Annotated in this window: 12 protein-coding genes; 8 read left to right on the top strand and 4 right to left on the bottom strand. The window is 67.0% G+C overall.

Going from position 1 to position 17,666, the window contains the following annotated elements; genetic code table 11:
* Positions 1-461: 461 nt before the first annotated feature.
* From MH112_RS06200 to MH112_RS06170, 7 genes are all read left to right on the top strand, one after another.
* Complete coding sequence (locus tag MH112_RS06200; RefSeq protein ID WP_296565319.1) at positions 462-3,215, top strand: TonB-dependent receptor; 2,754 nt, start codon at positions 462-464, stop codon at positions 3,213-3,215.
* 140 nt (positions 3,216-3,355) lie between these two features.
* The gene (locus MH112_RS06195) at positions 3,356-4,981 is read left to right on the top strand and encodes an amidohydrolase family protein (RefSeq protein WP_296565314.1); all 1,626 of its coding nucleotides are present in this window, start codon (positions 3,356-3,358) and stop codon (positions 4,979-4,981) included.
* An 85-nt stretch (positions 4,982-5,066) separates the two neighbouring features.
* Complete coding sequence (locus tag MH112_RS06190) at positions 5,067-6,056, top strand: MoxR family ATPase (protein WP_296565311.1); 990 nt, start codon at positions 5,067-5,069, stop codon at positions 6,054-6,056.
* Between the two features lie 10 nt (positions 6,057-6,066).
* Positions 6,067-6,975 carry a DUF58 domain-containing protein gene (locus MH112_RS06185; RefSeq protein WP_296565308.1) on the top strand — a complete coding sequence of 303 codons (909 nt, stop codon included), beginning with the start codon at positions 6,067-6,069 and terminating at the stop codon, positions 6,973-6,975.
* Positions 6,972-8,012, top strand: coding sequence for a VWA domain-containing protein (locus tag MH112_RS06180; protein WP_296565305.1), 1,041 nt, complete (start codon positions 6,972-6,974; stop codon positions 8,010-8,012). The genes MH112_RS06185 and MH112_RS06180 overlap by 4 nt, the downstream gene beginning before the upstream one ends.
* The gene (locus MH112_RS06175; protein WP_296565302.1) at positions 8,009-9,754 is read left to right on the top strand and encodes a VWA domain-containing protein; all 1,746 of its coding nucleotides are present in this window, start codon (positions 8,009-8,011) and stop codon (positions 9,752-9,754) included. The genes MH112_RS06180 and MH112_RS06175 overlap by 4 nt, the downstream gene beginning before the upstream one ends.
* The gene (locus MH112_RS06170; RefSeq protein WP_296565300.1) at positions 9,748-11,862 is read left to right on the top strand and encodes a BatD family protein; all 2,115 of its coding nucleotides are present in this window, start codon (positions 9,748-9,750) and stop codon (positions 11,860-11,862) included. Before MH112_RS06175 ends, MH112_RS06170 begins: the two co-directional genes overlap by 7 nt.
* Here the strand turns inward: MH112_RS06170 and MH112_RS06165 are convergent.
* The 4 genes from MH112_RS06165 to MH112_RS06150 all read right to left on the bottom strand — a co-directional run bounded on the left by MH112_RS06165 (position 11,838) and on the right by MH112_RS06150 (position 16,200).
* Positions 11,838-13,151: a dicarboxylate/amino acid:cation symporter gene (locus tag MH112_RS06165; protein ID WP_296565297.1), complete on the bottom strand. Its 1,314-nt coding sequence runs from the start codon at positions 13,149-13,151 to the stop codon at positions 11,838-11,840. The genes MH112_RS06170 and MH112_RS06165 overlap by 25 nt on opposite strands.
* Before the next feature lie 58 nt (positions 13,152-13,209).
* Positions 13,210-14,211, bottom strand: coding sequence for an N-acetyl-D-Glu racemase DgcA (gene dgcA / locus MH112_RS06160; protein ID WP_296565295.1), 1,002 nt, complete (start codon positions 14,209-14,211; stop codon positions 13,210-13,212).
* Positions 14,169-15,209, bottom strand: a complete 1,041-nt coding sequence (dgcN, locus tag MH112_RS06155; protein WP_296565293.1) for an N-acetyltransferase DgcN — start codon at positions 15,207-15,209, stop codon at positions 14,169-14,171. Before dgcN ends, dgcA begins: the two co-directional genes overlap by 43 nt.
* 82 nt (positions 15,210-15,291) lie before the next feature.
* The gene (locus tag MH112_RS06150; RefSeq protein WP_296565290.1) at positions 15,292-16,200 is read right to left on the bottom strand and encodes a LysR family transcriptional regulator; all 909 of its coding nucleotides are present in this window, start codon (positions 16,198-16,200) and stop codon (positions 15,292-15,294) included.
* Between the two features lie 174 nt (positions 16,201-16,374).
* On the opposite strand from MH112_RS06150, the gene MH112_RS06145 reads away from it, so the two are divergent.
* Complete coding sequence (locus MH112_RS06145) at positions 16,375-17,664, top strand: hypothetical protein (RefSeq protein WP_296565287.1); 1,290 nt, start codon at positions 16,375-16,377, stop codon at positions 17,662-17,664.
* The last annotated feature ends 2 nt before the right edge of the window (positions 17,665-17,666 follow it).

The raw sequence follows: 17,666 nt of genomic DNA, 5'->3' as shown, positions 1-17,666 counted from the left end.
GCGCCAACAATAGCCCAGAGACATGGGCCCGATCGGTGCGCCTGGTAAACGCATGCAGCCCCCGTTTTTCCCGGGTTGACCGTTCCATCTGGCAAGATCATTTGCCCCTCTGGGCATCCAGAGACGCGCGAAGCCCCGTCGCTGCGTTCAAAATCAAGGCCCCGCAATCCAAGGCCCGATAAGGCCTGACGGGCTGCAGTCCCAAACCGTCGCCGCCCTACCCATGACTGAGGGTTATGGGCGCCACAATATTCCGAAGGGGCCTCGGCGTTGACACTCGCGCGAGGGGCCGACAACCTCATATCGAATACGAGTGCAGATTATCGCTATTCCGGCTCTCCACAATAAATCGGGTTGCGAAAATAACAATCTGCTTATCGTCAATTCCGAGGGGGCTAGTCATGTCAAGAAATGTTCAAATGCGCACAGCGCAGACTTCGGGCTGGAAAAACGCCCAAAAATTGGGCCTTGCCAGTGGGGCGTCCGTCATCGCCCTGGCTATCGCCGCAGCGACGGGCGGTCAGGCCCAGGCCCAGACGGCTCAGGTGAGCGTCGAAGAGGTGGTGGTCACCGGCACCCGGGTGGTGCGTGACGGCTACCAGGCCCCGACCCCCCTCACCGTGATCAGCGAAACCGAAATTCTCGCCGCGGCCCCCTCAAACGTCGCCGACTTCGTCAACGACATTCCCTCCATCGTCGGCAGCGCCACCCCGCAGACCTCCAACGCCTCGATCAGCGCTGGCACCGCTGGGGTCAACGCCCTGAACCTGCGCGGCCTGGGTGCCACGCGCACCCTGGTGCTGTTGAACGGGCAACGTTCAGTGGGCTCGACCATCACTGGAGCGGTGGACGTCAACACCTTCCCCCAGGGCCTGATCAGCGGCGTGCAGATCGTCACTGGCGGTGCCTCAGCGGCCTATGGCTCTGACGCCGTCAGCGGCGTGGTGAACTTCATCCTCAACACCGACTACCAAGGCTTCAAGGGCTCCATCGAGGCGGGTCAGACCACCTATGGCGACGACGATGAGTACCGTATCAACCTGACCTTTGGCACGGAATTCGCCGGGGGACGCGGTCATCTGCTTCTGAACGCCGAGGTCGCCGACCGCGAGGGCATCTATGGCGTGCCGCGCGATTGGAACAACGACGGCTGGTACATCATCACCAACCCGGCCTATGTCCCCGGCAATGGTCAGCCTGAGCGCCTGGTGGCCAGCAGCGTGGGCCTGTCCAATGCGAGCCCTGGCGGCATCATCGTCGACACGCCGTTGCGCGGAACCACCTTTGGGGTTGGTGGCACCGTCGGCCAACTGGCCTTCGGGGTGACCCGTGACCCGTGGATGATCGGTGGCGACTGGCGCTCAGTGCAGGTCAACAACCTGCAGTCCCTCAATGCTGACGACCGCCGCAAAGGCTTCTTCGGCCGGGTCAGCTACGATCTGACCGACAATGTCGAGGTCTTTGGTCAGGTGTCCTACAACACCCATGCCTCCCTCGGCTGGACCGGCGTCCAGTTCAACCAGGGCAATGTCACGATCCGCTCGGACAACGCCTTCCTGCCTGCCAGCATCCGACAGCAACTGGCCGCTCTGAATATCCCCAGCTTCCGGTTCGGAACCTCTAATCTCGGCCTGCCGATCCGCAAAACCGACAATGAGCGCAGCGTCACCCGATACGTGGTCGGCGCCGAGGGCGACTTCACCGCTTTTGACCGCGAATGGCGTTGGGATGCCTATTATCAGCGCGGCGAGACCGAGACCCTCGAGATTGCCCGAGACATCACCAACAATGCCCGTCTGGCCCTGGCCCAAGATGCCGTGTTCGCCCCCAATGGCCAAATCGTCTGTCGCTCCACACTGACCAACCCCACCAATGGCTGCATTCCGTTCAATCGGATGGGTATCGGCGTCAACTCTCAGGCGGCCCTCGACTACATCCTGGGCAATCCCCAACGCGAGCAGTTCTTCACCCAGCAGGTGGCGGCCGCCAACATTTCCGGCGACCCCTTCTCCACCTGGGCCGGCCCGGTCTCCATGGCCGCCGGCATCGAGCACCGCAAGGAAGAGGTCTCCGGCTTCGTACCGACGGAGTTCCAGTCAGGCTGGTTTGTGGGCAACTACCGGCCGACCTTCGGCTCATACACGGTGACTGAAGCCTATGTGGAAGCGGTCGTTCCCCTGGCCGAGGGCTTGGACCTGAATGCTGCGGTGCGTGGCACGGACTACAGCACCTCGGGCTATGTCACGACCTGGAAGGTGGGTGCCGTCTATTCGCCCATCCCTGACCTGCGCTTCCGGGTCACCCGCTCGCGGGACATCCGGGCACCGAACCTGAATGAATTGTTTGCCGCCGGCACCAGCCGCACCAACACCCTGCTGGATCCGTTCAACAACAATCAGGCCACTCAGTTCCTGGAGGTGACCACCGGCAACCTGGCGCTCACGCCTGAACTCGCCGACACCTGGGGTCTGGGCGTGGTGGTGCAGCCCAGCTTCCTGCCTGGCTTCGCCGCCGCTATCGATTACTTCCAGATCGAGATTGACAGTTCCATTGGCTCCGTGACCGCCAGCACCATCGTCGACCGCTGCTTCCAAGGCAATCAGGCGTTCTGCGCAGCCATTACGCGGTCCGGCAATCAGATCAGCCGAGTGTCAGTCAGCCCCTTCAACTTCGCGGTCCAGAAGTCTCGTGGGGTGGATCTGGAAGCGACCTACCGCTTCGACCTCGGCCCCGGTGCCATGGCTTTGCGGGCGGTGGGTACCTACTACCTGGAGAACTTCGAGGACAACGGCATCGACGTGCCCACCGATAATGCCGGCTCGATCGCCCTGCCGGAGTTTATCTATCGGGCGTCGGCAACCTACACGGCCGATCCCTGGACCATCCAGGTCACCGGCCGCGGCGTCAGCGAAAGCACCTATGACAATGCCTTTGTCGAGTGCACCACCGCTTGCCCCGCCTCGACCATCGCCAACCGGACGATCAACAACAACAAGATCGACGGTGCCTTCTATGTCGACCTGGCCATGACCTATGACCTGAAGCTGCTTCAGAAGACCGAGGCCTTCGTCAACGTCACCAACCTGTTCAACCGCGATCCCGAGATCGTGGCCTACGGGCCGGCCGGCACCGCCTATGGCAACCCGTCCACTGCCCAGGGGGTCTTCGACATCCTTGGCCGCGTGTTCCGGGTGGGCGTGCGCTTCGAGTACTGACCCCGTCGGCGCGAGGCCCGGTCGATTGACCCCGGGCCTCGCGCCAGACGCCTACGCGATCCAACTGGACGACTGGCCCCTGGCCAAACAGGTCCCAAAGCCGAGGCGTCGCGCCCTCGCCCCAGATCACGGAGAGCCCCATGATACCTGACCGCCGCAGCGCCAGCCCGCCCAACCCTATCCGCCGCCGACTCCTGGCGGCTGGATTTGCCCTCAGCCTGATGTCGGGGGTGTCGGCGACCGCTTTGGCCCAGGACTATGACGTCCTCATCCGTGGCGGCCTGGTGTTTGACGGCACGGGCGCGGAGGGCAAGGCCGCCGACGTGGCGATCAAGGGTGAGCGGATCGTCGAGGTGGGCACGATCCCGGCGACGGCCACCGCCACGACTGTGGTGGACGCCACGGGCAAGTATGTCTCTCCGGGGTTCATTGATCCCCACTCCCACGCCGCCCCGGCCATCGAGACGCAAGAACTGGCTGCGGCCATCCCAGTCCTTTACCAGGGCATCACCACGGTGATGATCAACCCTGATGGCGGCGGGCCGGGCGACCTCGCACCACAGATCGCCGACATTGAAACCCAGACCCCGGGCGTCAACGTCGTGCCGATGATCGGCCACAACGGCGTGCGCCGCGACATTATGGGACTGGAAAATCGCAAGCCCACCGCCGCCGAGCTGGCGGGCATGGAGGCCCTGGTCAAGAAGGCCATGGACCTGGGGGCCTTCGGCTTCTCCAGCGGCCCCTTCTACATCCCCGGCAAGTATTCCGAGACCTCCGAACTGGTGGCCCTGGCCAAGGTTGCCAATGCCTATCCGGGGGCCTTCCACATCAGCCATATCCGCGACGAGTCCAGCTATGATGTGGGGGTGCTGGGGGCTGTCGAGGAACTGATTGAGGTCTCCCGTCAGACCGGCATCCCCGGGATTGTCACCCACATGAAGATGCTCGGCCCCAGCGTCTGGGGTCAGTCGGAACAGGCGGTGGCGATGATCAACGCTGCCCGGGCTGAGGGCCTCTCCATCTGGGGCGATCAGTATCCCTACGCCGCTTCCGGCTCGTCCCTGCAGGCCTCCCTGGTGCCAGGCTGGGCGCAGGAAGGCGGCCAGGACGCCATCGCCAAGCGTCTGCAAAATCCAGAGCAGCGCGCCCTGATCCGTCAGGAGATGGTGGCCAATCTGGAGCGGCGGGCCGGCGCCAACGCCATCATGATCCGCAATTTCCGTGCTGATCCTTCGCTGAACGGCATGCGGCTGGACGAGATCGCCCGGCGGAACCTGCAAGATCCCCTCGATACGGCGATCGACATGCTGATCAAGGGGGGCTCCAGCATCGTCTCGTTCAACATGAACGAGAAGGACGTGGAACTGCTGATGAAGCAGCCGTGGATGATGACCTCTTCGGACGGGGCCCTGGTGGCCTTTGGCGAGGGCGGCGAGCACCCCCGGGCCTACGGCGCCTATCCCCGCAAGTTCCGGCGCTATGTGATCGAACGGGAAGTGCTCAGCATGGCCCAGGCGATCCATGCTTCCACCGGACTGCCGGCCCAGGTGTTCGGCATTACCGATCGTGGGGTCATCGCACCGGGCGCTTTTGCCGATGTGCTGGTCTTCAACCCTGAGACCATCCGCGACGTGGCCACCTATCAGGAGCCCCACGCCTATTCGGAGGGGATGGAGTACATCTTCGTCAACGGCCAGACCGCGCTCAGCCAGGGCAAGGTGACCGAACAGCGTCACGGCAGAGTGCTTCGTCGCGGCCAGTAGCGACCGTTGAGGGTCTGGCTTGGTCTGGCGCGTCCGGCATGGGGCGCGCCAGACGGCGACGTGTGAATTTGAGTGGATGACCCAGATGAGCCTTACCGACACCGCCCCATCGCTGACCTCGTCTGGACCAGCCTGGGCCGAGCGCCTGTCCGGCGAAATCGGCAAGGCGGTCCTGGGTCAGGCCAGCGTGGTGGAGCGGCTGCAGATTGCCCTGCTGGTAGGCGGTCACGTGCTGCTGGAGGGGATGCCGGGCCTCGCCAAGACCCTGCTGGTCAAGTCGCTCGGTCAGGCCATGGGGCTGGACTTCGAGCGCATCCAGTTCACCCCAGACCTGCTGCCCAGCGACGTGGTGGGGACCCTGGTCTATTCCCCCCATGACGGCAGCTTCACCCCCCATCTGGGGCCGGTTTTCGCCAATATCGTGCTGGCTGACGAGATCAATCGCTCACCCGCCAAGGTCCAGAGCGCTCTGCTGGAGGCCATGCAGGAGCGGCAGGTGACCATTGGCGGCACCCGCCATCCCCTGCCCAATCCGTTCCTGGTCCTGGCCACCCAGAACCCGGTGGAACATGAGGGCACCTATCCCCTGCCTGAGGCTCAGACCGACCGCTTCCTGTTCAAGCTCCTCCTGGATTATCCCTCCAGCGACGACGAGCTGGAAATGCTCCGGCGATGGGGCTCAGCGACCCGCTCCCCTGTGGTCGAGGCCGCCTCCAACGGGCCTGAGCTCCTGGCTCTGCGCGAAGCTGTGGATGGGGTGTTCGTGGCCCCCGAAATTCAAGCCTATCTGCTGGCCCTGGTGCGCCACACCCGTAGCCTGGCCGCTGCCCCCAGTGGCGGCCCAAGGCCGCTGGCGTTTGGCGCATCGCCGCGCGCGACCCTGGCCCTCTACCAGGCCAGCCGCGCCCTGGCCTTCCTGCGGGGCCTTGAGCATGTGACCCCGAGCCTGGTTCAGGAGGTGGCCCCCGATGTCCTGCGCCATCGGATCGGCCTGACCTATGAGGCGGAGGCCGGAGGACTGAGCGCGGACACCATCGTCAGCCAGACCCTGGCCGCCGTCGCCGTGCCGGGCTGAGCCCCCGCCGATGAACGCCCCCTCGCCGGTGATCGACCCGCGAGCCCAGAGCGCCCTGCGCCGGCTTGAGTGGCAATTGCGCCGCCGTTCGGTCCAGACCCTGCTGGGCGGCGCGCACCGCTCGGTCTTCCGGGGCCGAGGCATGGAATTCGACCAGGTGGTTCGCTACGCCTATGGCGACGACATCCGTGATGTGGACTGGAACGTCACCGCCCGCCTGGGCGACCTCTATCGCAAGGTCTTTGTCGAGGAACGGGAACTGACCATCTGGGCGGTGGTCAGCGATGACCCTGCCCTGCAGTTCGGCTCAGGCGTTGCGAGCAAGCGCGAGATCCTGCTGCAGCTGGCCGCTCTGACCCTGATGCTGGCGGTGGTGAACCGGGAACGGGCTGGACTGCTGCACCAGCTGCCGGACGGGGAAACCCGGCACAACCCCACACGCCGGCGAGCCCGCCTGCTGTCTTCCCTCGCCGCCCTGTTCGCCGCCGATCCGCCGGATCCGGCCCCGCGTCAGCCGTTTCGCCCCTCGCCGCTGCTGACCAGTCCTGTGCCTCAAGGGGCGTTGGTGGTGTGGTTTGGAGAGATTCCCCCTGGACCACCCCCGCCGGAATGGGCGGCCTTCCGCCGTCGACATCCGGTGGTCGGCGTGCGGGTCGAAGACCCCTGGGAGCGGGCACCGCCGCCATCTGCGAGCTTCACTGCTTTTGATCCCGCCGCAGGGGCTTTGACCTGGGTTGAGAACACCCCGGCCAGCCGCGAGGCCCATGCGGAATGGCGCGCCGCGCGAGAGGAGACCTGGCGGGCCTGGTGGCCCGATCCCCTGGACCGACTTGTGGTGGACACTGCCGAGGATCCCTTGGCCGCCCTGGTGGGCTTCCTGCGCGCCCGGCGCTCGGGTTCGGCCCGAGGGGCCCCATGAGCACCTTCCAGTTCGCCAGCCCGTGGGCCCTGGCGCTCTTGCTGCTGATCCCCGCCGTCGCCGGTTGGCGACGATGGCGCGGGCGCGCGCCAGTGTGGCTCGCCCCCTATGTGACAGCCTGGAACCCGGCCCGCACCTTGCCAGTGACCCCTTGGCGCATGGTCTGCCTCTATGGCGTGATGGCCCTCCTCGCTGTCGCCCTGGCCAAGCCGGAGCGCACCGACCAGCAGCAGGAGGTGGTCTCCCGGGGCTATGACCTGATGCTGGCCATCGACCTGTCGAGCTCCATGCTGGCTGAGGACTATGTGGGCCCCGACGGGCCCATCAACCGTCTGGAGGCCATCCGGCCTGCGCTCCAGGCCTTCGTCACCGAGCGCCCCAATGACAGGATCGGCGTCGTTCTGTTCGCGGCCCAGGCCTATACCCTGGCCCCCCTGACCACCGACCATGCCTGGCTGGCCGAGCAGCTGGCCGGGGTGCAGATCGGGCTGCTGGAGGACGGCACCGCCATCGGCGATGGCCTGGGGATCGCCCTGGCTGGGCTGGAGCGTCCCCGGGAGGCCGAGGACCAGGCCGTCGGCCGCTTCGTGATCCTGCTCACCGATGGGGCCAACACCAGCGGCAGCCTCACCCCGCCGCAGTCCACCGCCCTGGCCCGTCACCGGGGCGTGCCGGTCTACACCATCGGCGCCGGACGCAACGGCATGGTTCCCTTTCCGATCTTCGATGATCAGGGTCGACGGGTCGGAACCCGTCAGTTCCCCTCGGCCCTGGATGTCGAGGCCTTGCAGCGCATGGCCCGGGATACCGACGGCCGGTTCGTCCAGGCCGGCGACACCGCCGCCCTGAACAGCGCTTTCGCCGCCATCGACGCCGCCCAGAAGACCGCCTTCCAGGTCAAGACCCGTCGGGTGACCACCCCCCTGTTCCCGTGGCCGCTGGGCGGTGCCCTCCTGCTGCTGCTGGCGGCCGCACCGGCCTGGGGGATCGCGCTTCGGCGGATTTCGGAGCGGCCGGTTGCAGGGGCGCGGCCATGACCCTGTTATGGCCTCAGGCCCTCTGGCTCTGCGCCCTGATCCCGCTGCTGATCGGGGTGGAAGGGCTGCTGCGGCGGCAGGCGCGCGGCGCGGTCTCTGATGCCGACGGGCCAGGCGGAAAAATCCGGCGCGGCGCGGTCATCGGGGGCTGGGTTCGGTTCGACCCCCGGGCTGGACGCCCCATGGCCAGGCCCTGGCGGTTTTGGCTCGCCGCCCTGCTCATGGTGCTGGCCCTGGCCCGACCGCAGTGGGGTCAGGTGCCCGTGGCCCCCGACGACAGCGCGCCGGGCGAGGTGATCATCGCCCTGGACCTGTCGCGCAGCATGCTGGCCAGTGATGTGTCCCCCTCGCGGCTCATCCGGGCCCGGGCCCTGGCCCTGACCCTGGCCGATGAGCTGCCCGAGCGCCGGATCGGCCTGATCGGCTTTGCCGGCGAGGCCCACCTGCTCGCCCCCGTCAGTGAAGATCAGGCCATCCTGCGGACCTATCTGCCCGACATCGCGCCCGAGCACATGCCAAGCCCCGGCAGCAATTTCAGCGCCCTGCTGACCCTGGCCCTGAACAGCTTCAGTGACACCCCCCAGGGGCGGGTGCTGGTGATCCTGACCGACGGCGAGGCCGAGCCCGGCCCGTGGGCCGAGCCGCTGGCGGCCCTGCGCGCCCAGGGGATCAAGGTCATTGCCCTCGGTCTCGGCACCGAGGCCGGCGCCTCACCCGTAGGGCCCGGCGGTCAGCCGCTGCAGGGCCCCAACGGTGCCGTGGTGGTGTCCAGACTGTCGCCAGCGGTGCTGAGCACCCTCGCCGACGGCGGGGCACCGGGGGGGCAGAGCCTCGATCTCGCCCGGGCAGGAGAGCTCACTGCCCTGGTGCGAGCGGCCAGCGCCACGGCCCCGGAGTCGGCGGGCCAGACCCAGGGACGCCAGGTCGGCGGCGCAGACCAGTTCGCCTGGTTCGCTGCCGCAGCCTTGATCCTGCTGTTGTGGAGCGCAGCCGTCGAGGTCCCGGCCCATCCGCGCCTCCGGCCGGCCAAGGGAACCCTGCTGGCCCAGGCGGTCCTGGCCGCCGTCGCAGCGCTCATCCTGACCCCCGCGGGGGCGTCCTTCGCCCAGGGCCCCCTGATGACGGAGACCGACCTGCAGGGGGAGGAAGACCCCCTGCTAAAGATGCGCACCCTGGCAAAGGAGATGGTCGCCCGCCGGCGACTGACCGCCGCCGACTATCAGCGGGTCACCGAGGTCGCCATCCGCTACGGGGAAATCCATCGGGGTCATGGCCATCCCCTTGAGGAGGGCGTCATGCGCGACGGGCTCGCCGCCATCGCCCTGGGCGCGCGCCTGGACCCCGACCAGATGGACTGGGCGGCCGCCGAGGCCCGGCTGACGTGGCTGCTCACCCCGCCGCCCCCTGTGCCGCTGGAAGACCCTGGCCCCGCAGATCCTGCCAATGAGCCCATGGAGGCCACCGGCCAGCAACCTGTGGCCGGAGAGGACGCTGCCCCGGGCGAGGGCGAACCCCCGGCCGAGGAGGACGCCGAAGATCCCACGGCCGGCGAACAGGGCCTGCAAAATGTCGGCGGCTCCAAGGCCGACACCTATGACCCCACCGAGTGGGGCAATCCGGCGCTGGTCCAGCCCCTGGACACCCTGCGCCGGCTGCGGGCGGCCGACTCCCCCGGCGCGCTGTTCCTGCGCCGCCAGACCGCCCAGACCCCGCCGCGGCCGGCCGGAACTCAGACATGGTGAGCCCGGTTCGCCTGGTCCTGGCCAGCCTGTCGGCGGCCCTCTGCCTCGCCCAGCCCAGCCTGGCTCAGGACGTCACCGGCAGCTTCGAGGCGCCCGCCAAGCCTCTCTGGGCGGGTGAGGTCTTCGACCTGACCCTGGCCTGGAGCGTCAACTGGAACACCTTCGGCAATCTGGAGGGCGAGCTGGAATGGGCTTCAGAACCCCTGGCGGCAGAGCCCTGGGGGGCCCCGGCCCTGCGTGCGCCCCCCGCGCCGGGCGCGTCCCGGGCCGTGATCGAGTTCAAGACGAGGGCCATGGCCCTGACCCCTGGCTTCACGCCCCTTTCCCCCGCCAGGCAGGTCATGCGCCTGCAGACCGGCGTCATCGACATGGAAGAGTACCAGCGCGCCATCACCGAAACCCGGGAGGTGGTCAGCGACCCGGGCCTGTTCCGAATCCGTCCCCTGCCCCCTGCGCCCGAGGGCTTTACGGGCGTGGTCGGCCAGTTTGCGGTCGACTCCCGGATCGAGGCCAAGGAGGTGCGCGTGGGCGAAACCCTGACCTGGCGGGTGACCCTGTCGGGGACGGGCAACTGGCCGGCCATCACCGGACTGCCCGCCCGCCAAGTGTCCCGGGACTTCCAGGTCATTGGCGAGCCTGAACAGGTCGAAGGCGAAGACGCCACCCTGTTCGAGCGCTCCGTCAGCGAGGCGGTGACCCTGATCCCTCAGCGGGCCGGGCGCTATGTCCTCAGCGCATTTGAAGTGGTGACTTTTGATCCACGGTCGGGCCGTTACGTCCAGTTGACCGCCCCGCCGATCACCCTGGAGGTCCTGCCCGGCCCGCAGGGTGACCTCCTGCCCGCAGAAGGCGAAGCTGGACTGGCCCCGGAGGATGCGGACACCTTGCCCCCCATGATGGTCGGGCGCAGTCGGGCCCTGGCCCCGCCCGCCGATGTCCTCTGGCGTCTGGCCCTGCTGGGGGTGCCCCTCAGCCTGGGCGGGCTGTGGATGGCCCTGGCCCTTTGGCGGGCCTATCTCGCCGACCCCTATCGTCTGGCACGGCGCGCCCATCGCCAGATGGAGCTCATCCTCACACGGCTGCTACAGGACCCCGATCCCGCCCAGTCCCGCAGCCTGATCCGGGATTGGCAACACAACGCGGCCCTGCGCCTGCGCCTGGGCCTCGCCGCCCCGGTGCCCGACGCCTTCACCGACCCCCGCTGGGGCCAGCTCTGGGCCGAGGCCGACCACACCCTCTATGGCCGCCAGGGAGAACATCCGGCCGACTGGGCCGACCGCGCCCGCCAGCTGCTGACGGAGATCGGCCCCCCGCCGCCCTTCAAGCCCCGCACGGCCCTGCAGAGATCGCACCTGGTGCCGGTGGCCGCAGCCCTGGTGAGCCTGATCCTTGTGCTGCCGCACGGCCAGGCCAGCGCCCAGGAGATGACCGCAAAGGCCCTGCGCGAGGCGGTCGCGGACGCCCCCCAGGACTGGCGTGCCCGCCACAACCTGGCCGTCGCCCTGGCCGCCCAGGATCGCTGGGAGGAGGCCGCCGGTCATGCGGCCATCGCCTGGGTCCAGCATCCCTCTGATCCCCAGCTGCGCCGCCTGTGGCTGATGACCAGCGCCAAGGCTGGCTACAGCCTGGAGCCTCGCGCCAGCGTGCCCCGCCCCCGGGACTGGCGCGGACACGCCATCGCCTTGGCCTCACCCGCGGTGTGGAGATGGTCGGCGATCGGGTTTGCCTGGCTGGCGGCCCTGGGCCTGGCGGGCGCACTTTATGCCCGCTACCGGCCTAGGCCCTATGTGACGCAGGTCGGTCTGTCCTTGGCAGGTCTGGCAATGGCAGGCGGCCTGATCAGCGCCCTTGCGCTGAACGCCTATGGCCCGCTTGCAAGCCACCGGGCGGTGGTGATCTGGGGCGCAGGTGCCCTGCGCGATCTTCCCGTCGACACCCCGGTCGAAGCCGCGGCCATCCAGCTGGCCGGCGGCAGCGTCGGTCGGGTGGAGCAGGCCTATCTCGGCTGGCGACGGGTGCGGCTGGGAGATGGCCGCACCGGTTGGACGCGGGAAGAAAACCTGCTCTGGGTTTGGAAAAGCCCCTATTCCACAGGCTTGGCGCGATAGGCGACCTCGTCCAGCTCGCCTTCCCACTTGGCCACCGTGACGGCCACCACAAGGTCGCTGGTGGCGTTGGGCACCGTGCGGGTCATGTCGAGAATGCGGTCGAAGGGCAGAATAAAGCCCACCACCAGGGCCGTCTGTTCAGCGCTCAGGCCGATCACCTGCAGCACGGCGGCCAGCATGAACAGCGAGGCCGAGGGCACCGGTGCCGTCCCCACGGCCACGATGATGCAAACAAGCCCGACCATCAGGTACTGGGCCAGGGTCAACTCAACGCCAAAGGCCTGGGCCGAGAACATCGCCAGCAGCGCCACATAGAGGGCGGTGCCATCCATGCTCAGGGTGGTCCCCAGGGGTAACGTGGTGGACGCCACCGTGTGGCTGACCCCCAGGTTCTTCTCCGCCACCCGCATGGCGACCGGCAGGACAGCGGCGCTGGACGAGGTGGAAAAGGCCACGATGACCGCATCGGCGATGTCACGGAAGAACGGGATGACCGGCAGACCCGCCACCAGCCGGATGACGCTCCCGTGCACCACCAGGGTCTGGAACAGACAGCCCAGGACCAGGGCGCAGGCCAGCAGGAAGACGTGGACAAAGGTGCTGGGCCCCGAGGTGCCCATGACCCAGGCCACCAGGGCGAAGACGCCGAAGGGGGCCAGCTCCATGATCACCCTGACCAGGACCAGCATGATGTCTGAGCCGATCTGGAACAGCCGTGCGACCGGCGCGGCCGGCTCGCCGATGATCAGAATGCCCAGACCGATGAGGATGGCGAAGAAGATGATGGCCGGGATGTCGCCCTGACTCAGGGCGGCGAAGGGGTTGAGTGGGACAATGCTCATGAGATAGGTGCCGAGCGTCGGCGCTTCTCCGAGCACCTGCGGCGTCGTCCCGACGAAATCCATGCCCGCCCCGGGCTGGAAGAGCGTTCCAAGGCCCAGGCCCACCGACACCGCCACCGCCGTCAGGGCGAGATACATCAACAGCGTGCGGGCACCGATGGAGCCGAGGCGCTTCACATCTCCCATGCCGGCGATACCGGAGACGATGGAGAAGAAGACCAGGGGCGTGACGATCATGCGGATAAGCCGCACAAAGAGGTCACCGATCCACTTGACTGCCATGGCCTGCTCGCCGACGGCCAGGCCAAAGGCCACCCCCAGGATTAGACCCAGCAGGATCCGCTTCCACAGGGTGACCTCCAGCCAATAGCGCCGGATGAAGCCCCTGGCCCCGCCCTGACGCGAAGGCATGAGGGGCGGCGCGGGATCTGGCGCGAGCTCGGTCATCAGCTTTATCTCCAGGGCATAGGATCAAGCCAATCTCGGTCGCCGTCGCCGGAGCCGGTCAGACCTGTGGCGAGCTCGGCACGCCCCAAAGTCCTTTGGGCGGCATAAGGACGGCACCACGCTGGACCGCGCCGCCGGGATAGTCATTCGCCAGCCAGATCGGGCCGTCGAGGTCTACGAAGTCCGCATGCCGGGCCACATGAAAGGCCGGCGCGATCGACATGGAGGACGACACCATGCAGCCGACCATGACGCCGAAACCCAGGGTTCTGGCCTGGGTCAGAAGATCCAGAGCCTCGGTAAGACCGCCGCTCTTGTCGAGCTTGATGTTCACCACCTGATAGCGGTCCTTCAGACCTGCCAGATCTTCCGCCACATGACAGGACTCATCGGCGCAGATCGGGGCGCAGCTCTGGAACCCGGCCAGATCATTGTCCTCGCCGGCTGGCAAGGGCTGTTCGATCAGCGCCACCTTAAGATCGGCGAGCACCGGCTGCAGAGCCGCCAGGATCTCGATGGTCCAGCTCTCGTTGGGATCGACGATCAGGGCCGCGTCAGGGGCCGCAGCGCGCACCGCAGCCAGACAGGCGGCGGGTTCGTTCCGATCTACCTTGACCTTGATCAGGGTGGTGCCGGTCATCCGTGCGGTCGCCTCACCCATGGCCTGGGGTGTGTCCAGGCTGACGGTCAGCGCGCTCACCAAGGGATCAAGCGGCGGCTGACCAAGGGTTTCGGCGACCGCACGGCCGGCCAGGCGGGCTTCGAGGTCCCACAGGGCGCAGTCGATGGCGTTACGGGCCGCACCAGGGCCCAGCTGGGCGGCGAGGTCTTGGCGGGTCATGCCCTGGGCGAGCGCCCCAGCCAGGGCATTCACCTGGGCCAGGACGGTCTCAAGAGTCTCGCCGTAGCGAGCATAGGGCACCCCCTCCCCTCGCCCGGTATGGCCGTCCTGAACCAGGGTGACCGCAACCACGTCAGCGGCGGTCTTCACACCCCGGGAAATGCGGAAAGGTGTGCTCAGCGGCCAATGTTCTGGACGGACTGAGAGGGTGCGAAGCATTCAACTAACCTGTCGACAATCTGGTCCACGCCCATGGAGACGGGATCCTGGCAAGGAAGGTTGAAACGCGCCGCGGTTTCATCGCAAAGCCGGCGCGCTTCATCGGGGGCTAGACCTGAGGTGTTGAAGGCGATTCCCACCGGAGTCACACCAGGATTGGTGAGGACGGCGGCGGTGAGATTGGCCTCCAGGCAGGCCTTGAGGTCCGGCAGATCACGCCCAGGCACGCCACGCATATGCGGACGCCCCGGTTCATGGCACAGCACGATGGCGTCGGGCTGCGCCCCGTGCAGCAGGCCAAGTGACACACCGGCATAGGACGGGTGGAACAGCGAGCCCTGGCCCTCGATCAGATCCCAACCTCCGTCGTGACGGGCCGGGCTGATCTCCTCGATGCCGCCAGAGATGAAGTCGGCGATCACCGCATCGATGGGCACCCCCGACTGGGCAATGAAAATGCCGGTCTGGCCCGTGGCGCGAAAGTCCGCCAGCAGCCCGCGACCGCGCATTTCGCGCTCAATGGCCAGGGTCGTGTACATCTTGCCCACCGAACAGTCGGTGCCGACCGTCAGCAGTCGGTGACCCGCCCGGGGGCGACCATTGCCCACAGCCATCTTCTTCGGCGGCTCGCGCACGTCAAACAGCGACAGGCCTTTGCGGGCGGCGGCGGCGACGATCTCTGGATGCTCGGTGAGGCGTTCGTGGAGCCCGGAGGCCACATGCAGGCCAGCCTCCAGGGCCTTGACCACATCGGCGACAATGCGCGGACCCAGAACCCCACCGGCGTTGGCCACGCCAACGATCAGGGTCTTGGCACCCTGGGCGACGGCCTCATCAAAGCTCAGATGGGGGATATTGAGGGTGACCGTGCAGTCAGGCCCCCTGTGCTCGCCGAGAGTCCATTCCGGACGCCAATAGGCGACCCCGCGGGAGGTCTTCACAGACAGCTCGTTCTGGGAGTCGCCAAGATAGAGCAGGTAGGGCGGGGGGATCATCATCTCTCACTTCGAGCCGGGGCGATACTGACCCCTGATCATCGCCAAACCGCAGCGCGCGCGAAGCTCGAAAGAAAGAGGTCAGTTATAGCCCTGGGTTATGCGCCTGCTGCTGGTCTTGGATGTCAGCCTTCAAAGCATTGACAAACGCCCGGGACATCTTCGAGAGCGGGCGATCTTCCAGATAGATGCAATAGACGCCGAAATTGGCAGGCTGGATCAAAGGCCTGAAGTCCAGATCAGGCCCACGGTGCTCTCGGGCCGTGAACTCATCGACAATGGCCACGCCCGCCCCGTGCCGCACCAGGGCGGCCGCGACATAATAGGTCTGGACTACGATGCCTTCGGCACGGCTCAGACTGCCTTGCACCACCTCGCTGGCATAGAGCGCACCCACGGGCCCGCTGCCGGCCAAGCTAATCAGCTCATGGCCACTGAAGCTGTCGATGGCCAGCCGCAGCGGGGCGTCTGGCATATAGTCCCGCCGATAGAGCAGCACGAGTTCGCCGGTGCCGATACGGGTGTGGGCCAGCCGGGGATGGCGCGGCGCGTCATAGGCCACGGCCAGGTCAGCTTTTCGCTCATAGAGCGCCCGCAGGACATCCTCATCATGCAGGGTCTGCAGGGTGAAGGTGACGCCGGGATGTTTCTGTCGAAACTGGGCGACTGTCCTTGGGGCGACGCCCAGGCCAAGGGAGGGCAGTACCGCCAGGCCGATGTGGGCTGTGCCCCCCTTCAGCAGGTTGCGGGTGGTCTCCTTGAGGGACTCGATCCGGGAATAGATCTCATCCACATCCCGGAACAGGGCGTGCGCCTCGTCTGTGGGGGTCAGGCGGCCCTTGACCAGGCGGAATAGGGGAAAGCCCAGCCGGCCCTCAGCATGCTTGAGCACCTTGCTGACCGAGGGCTGAGACACATAGAGCGCCCGGGCGGCCGCGCTGATCGAACCCGCCCGATAGACGGCATGGAACACCTCGATGTGCCGAAGGTTCATGGAAGGTAGATTGGCGCCAGTGGGGTCCATGGCCCTTAAGACCATATGCCGCCCGGCCCCGGCAAGCGCCGCGCCCCACCGCCGGCCATGGTCTTTCGCCTCACACCAGCATGTGGGCGCCGGGATCTCCGATCACGCCCTTGACGGGACATCATTTCGTTATATCTGGAAATTATGAAACACAGCAGGACGCCTGCGGCCCCATCCGTCACGGCCAGCACCCTAAACCAGTCCTGCTTTTGTATTGGCCTGGATACCGCGCGCCTGGCCAAGGCGATGGTCCTGGCCAGTGGCGACGACCGCTTCTTCGCAGAGCAAGTGGAGACGAGGCCTCACCTGTTCTCCAGCGTCGCCGTCTTTCTGTCAGGGGCCGATCGCGCCGGCATGCTGGCCATCGTCCAGGCCATCGAGGCTGTCACCGCCCTGCCGGGTTACCGGGCCACAGTCGCCGCCCGCGATCCCGTTGCAGCTGCGGGGGACCTTGGCCCGGCCGGTGTCTTCATGGGATATGACTTTCATCTGGTCGATGGCGAGCCTCCCCGGCTGATCGAGATCAATACCAATGCCGGCGGTGCCTTTCTGAACGCCTTCAGCGCTCGGGCCCAGGCCGCCTGCTGCGAGGCGGTGGAGCCGCTGATGAGGGGATCCTATCTCGCCGGCTTCGATGCGGCCGTGATCGCGATGTTCGAGGCTGAGCATCGCCTGCAGAGGTCAGATCCGGCGGCGCGCCTGCATCGCATCGCCATCGTCGATGATCGGCCGCAGGACCAGTATCTCTATCCGGAGTTCATCCTGGCCCGCAGCCTTCTCGAAGCCCACGGCTATGACGTGGTGATCTGTGATCCGGCTGAACTGACCTTTGAGGATGATCGCCTGCGCCATGGAGGCTTGGCCATCGACCTTGTCTATAACCGCCTGGTGGATTTCACCCTGGCGGCACCGCAGAGCGCGTCCTTGAAGGCCGCCTGGGCGCAGGGGTCGGTGGTGGTGACCCCCAACCCCTTTCATCACGCCCTGATGGCCGACAAGCGCAACCTGGTCCTGCTCAGCGACCCCCACGCCCTGGCCGCCTGTGGGGCCAGTCCCGGGATGATCGCGGCGCTGGCGGTCCTGCCCCGCACTGAACCCGTCACATCTGCCAATGCCGAGGGGCTATGGGCTGGCCGCAAGTCGTTGTTCTTCAAGCCCGTCAGCGGCTATGGCGGCAAGGCCGTTTATCGCGGCGACAAGCTGACCCGCTCGGTATGGAATGACATTCTGGCGGCCGACTATGTCGCCCAGGCCCTGGCTCCGCCCGGCGAACGCCAGGTGATGATCGATGGCTTGCCCCAGGCCCGCAAGATGGACGTGCGCCTGTTCACCTATGGGGGCGAACCGCTGCTGGCGGCTGCCCGGCTCTATCAGGGCCAGACCACCAACTTCCGGACCCCCGGCGGCGGCTTCGCGCCCGTCTACTTCATTTAGAC

The organism is Phenylobacterium sp., from assembly GCF_022402485.1.
Taxonomy (GTDB): domain Bacteria; phylum Pseudomonadota; class Alphaproteobacteria; order Caulobacterales; family Caulobacteraceae; genus Phenylobacterium.
This window is presented reverse-complemented; position numbering and strand designations above follow the sequence as displayed.

Coding starts and splice junctions, on each gene's coding strand:
- MH112_RS06195 (WP_296565314.1), top strand. CDS start 3,356: ATGATACCTGACCGCCGCAGCGCCAGCCCGCCCAACCCTATCCGCCGC.
- MH112_RS06190 (WP_296565311.1), top strand. CDS start 5,067: ATGAGCCTTACCGACACCGCCCCATCGCTGACCTCGTCTGGACCAGCC.
- MH112_RS06185 (WP_296565308.1), top strand. CDS start 6,067: ATGAACGCCCCCTCGCCGGTGATCGACCCGCGAGCCCAGAGCGCCCTG.
- MH112_RS06180 (WP_296565305.1), top strand. CDS start 6,972: ATGAGCACCTTCCAGTTCGCCAGCCCGTGGGCCCTGGCGCTCTTGCTG.
- MH112_RS06175 (WP_296565302.1), top strand. CDS start 8,009: ATGACCCTGTTATGGCCTCAGGCCCTCTGGCTCTGCGCCCTGATCCCG.
- MH112_RS06170 (WP_296565300.1), top strand. CDS start 9,748: ATGGTGAGCCCGGTTCGCCTGGTCCTGGCCAGCCTGTCGGCGGCCCTC.
- MH112_RS06165 (WP_296565297.1), bottom strand. CDS start 13,151: ATGACCGAGCTCGCGCCAGATCCCGCGCCGCCCCTCATGCCTTCGCGT.
- dgcA (WP_296565295.1), bottom strand. CDS start 14,211: ATGCTTCGCACCCTCTCAGTCCGTCCAGAACATTGGCCGCTGAGCACA.
- dgcN (WP_296565293.1), bottom strand. CDS start 15,209: ATGATGATCCCCCCGCCCTACCTGCTCTATCTTGGCGACTCCCAGAAC.
- MH112_RS06150 (WP_296565290.1), bottom strand. CDS start 16,200: ATGAACCTTCGGCACATCGAGGTGTTCCATGCCGTCTATCGGGCGGGT.
- MH112_RS06145 (WP_296565287.1), top strand. CDS start 16,375: ATGAAACACAGCAGGACGCCTGCGGCCCCATCCGTCACGGCCAGCACC.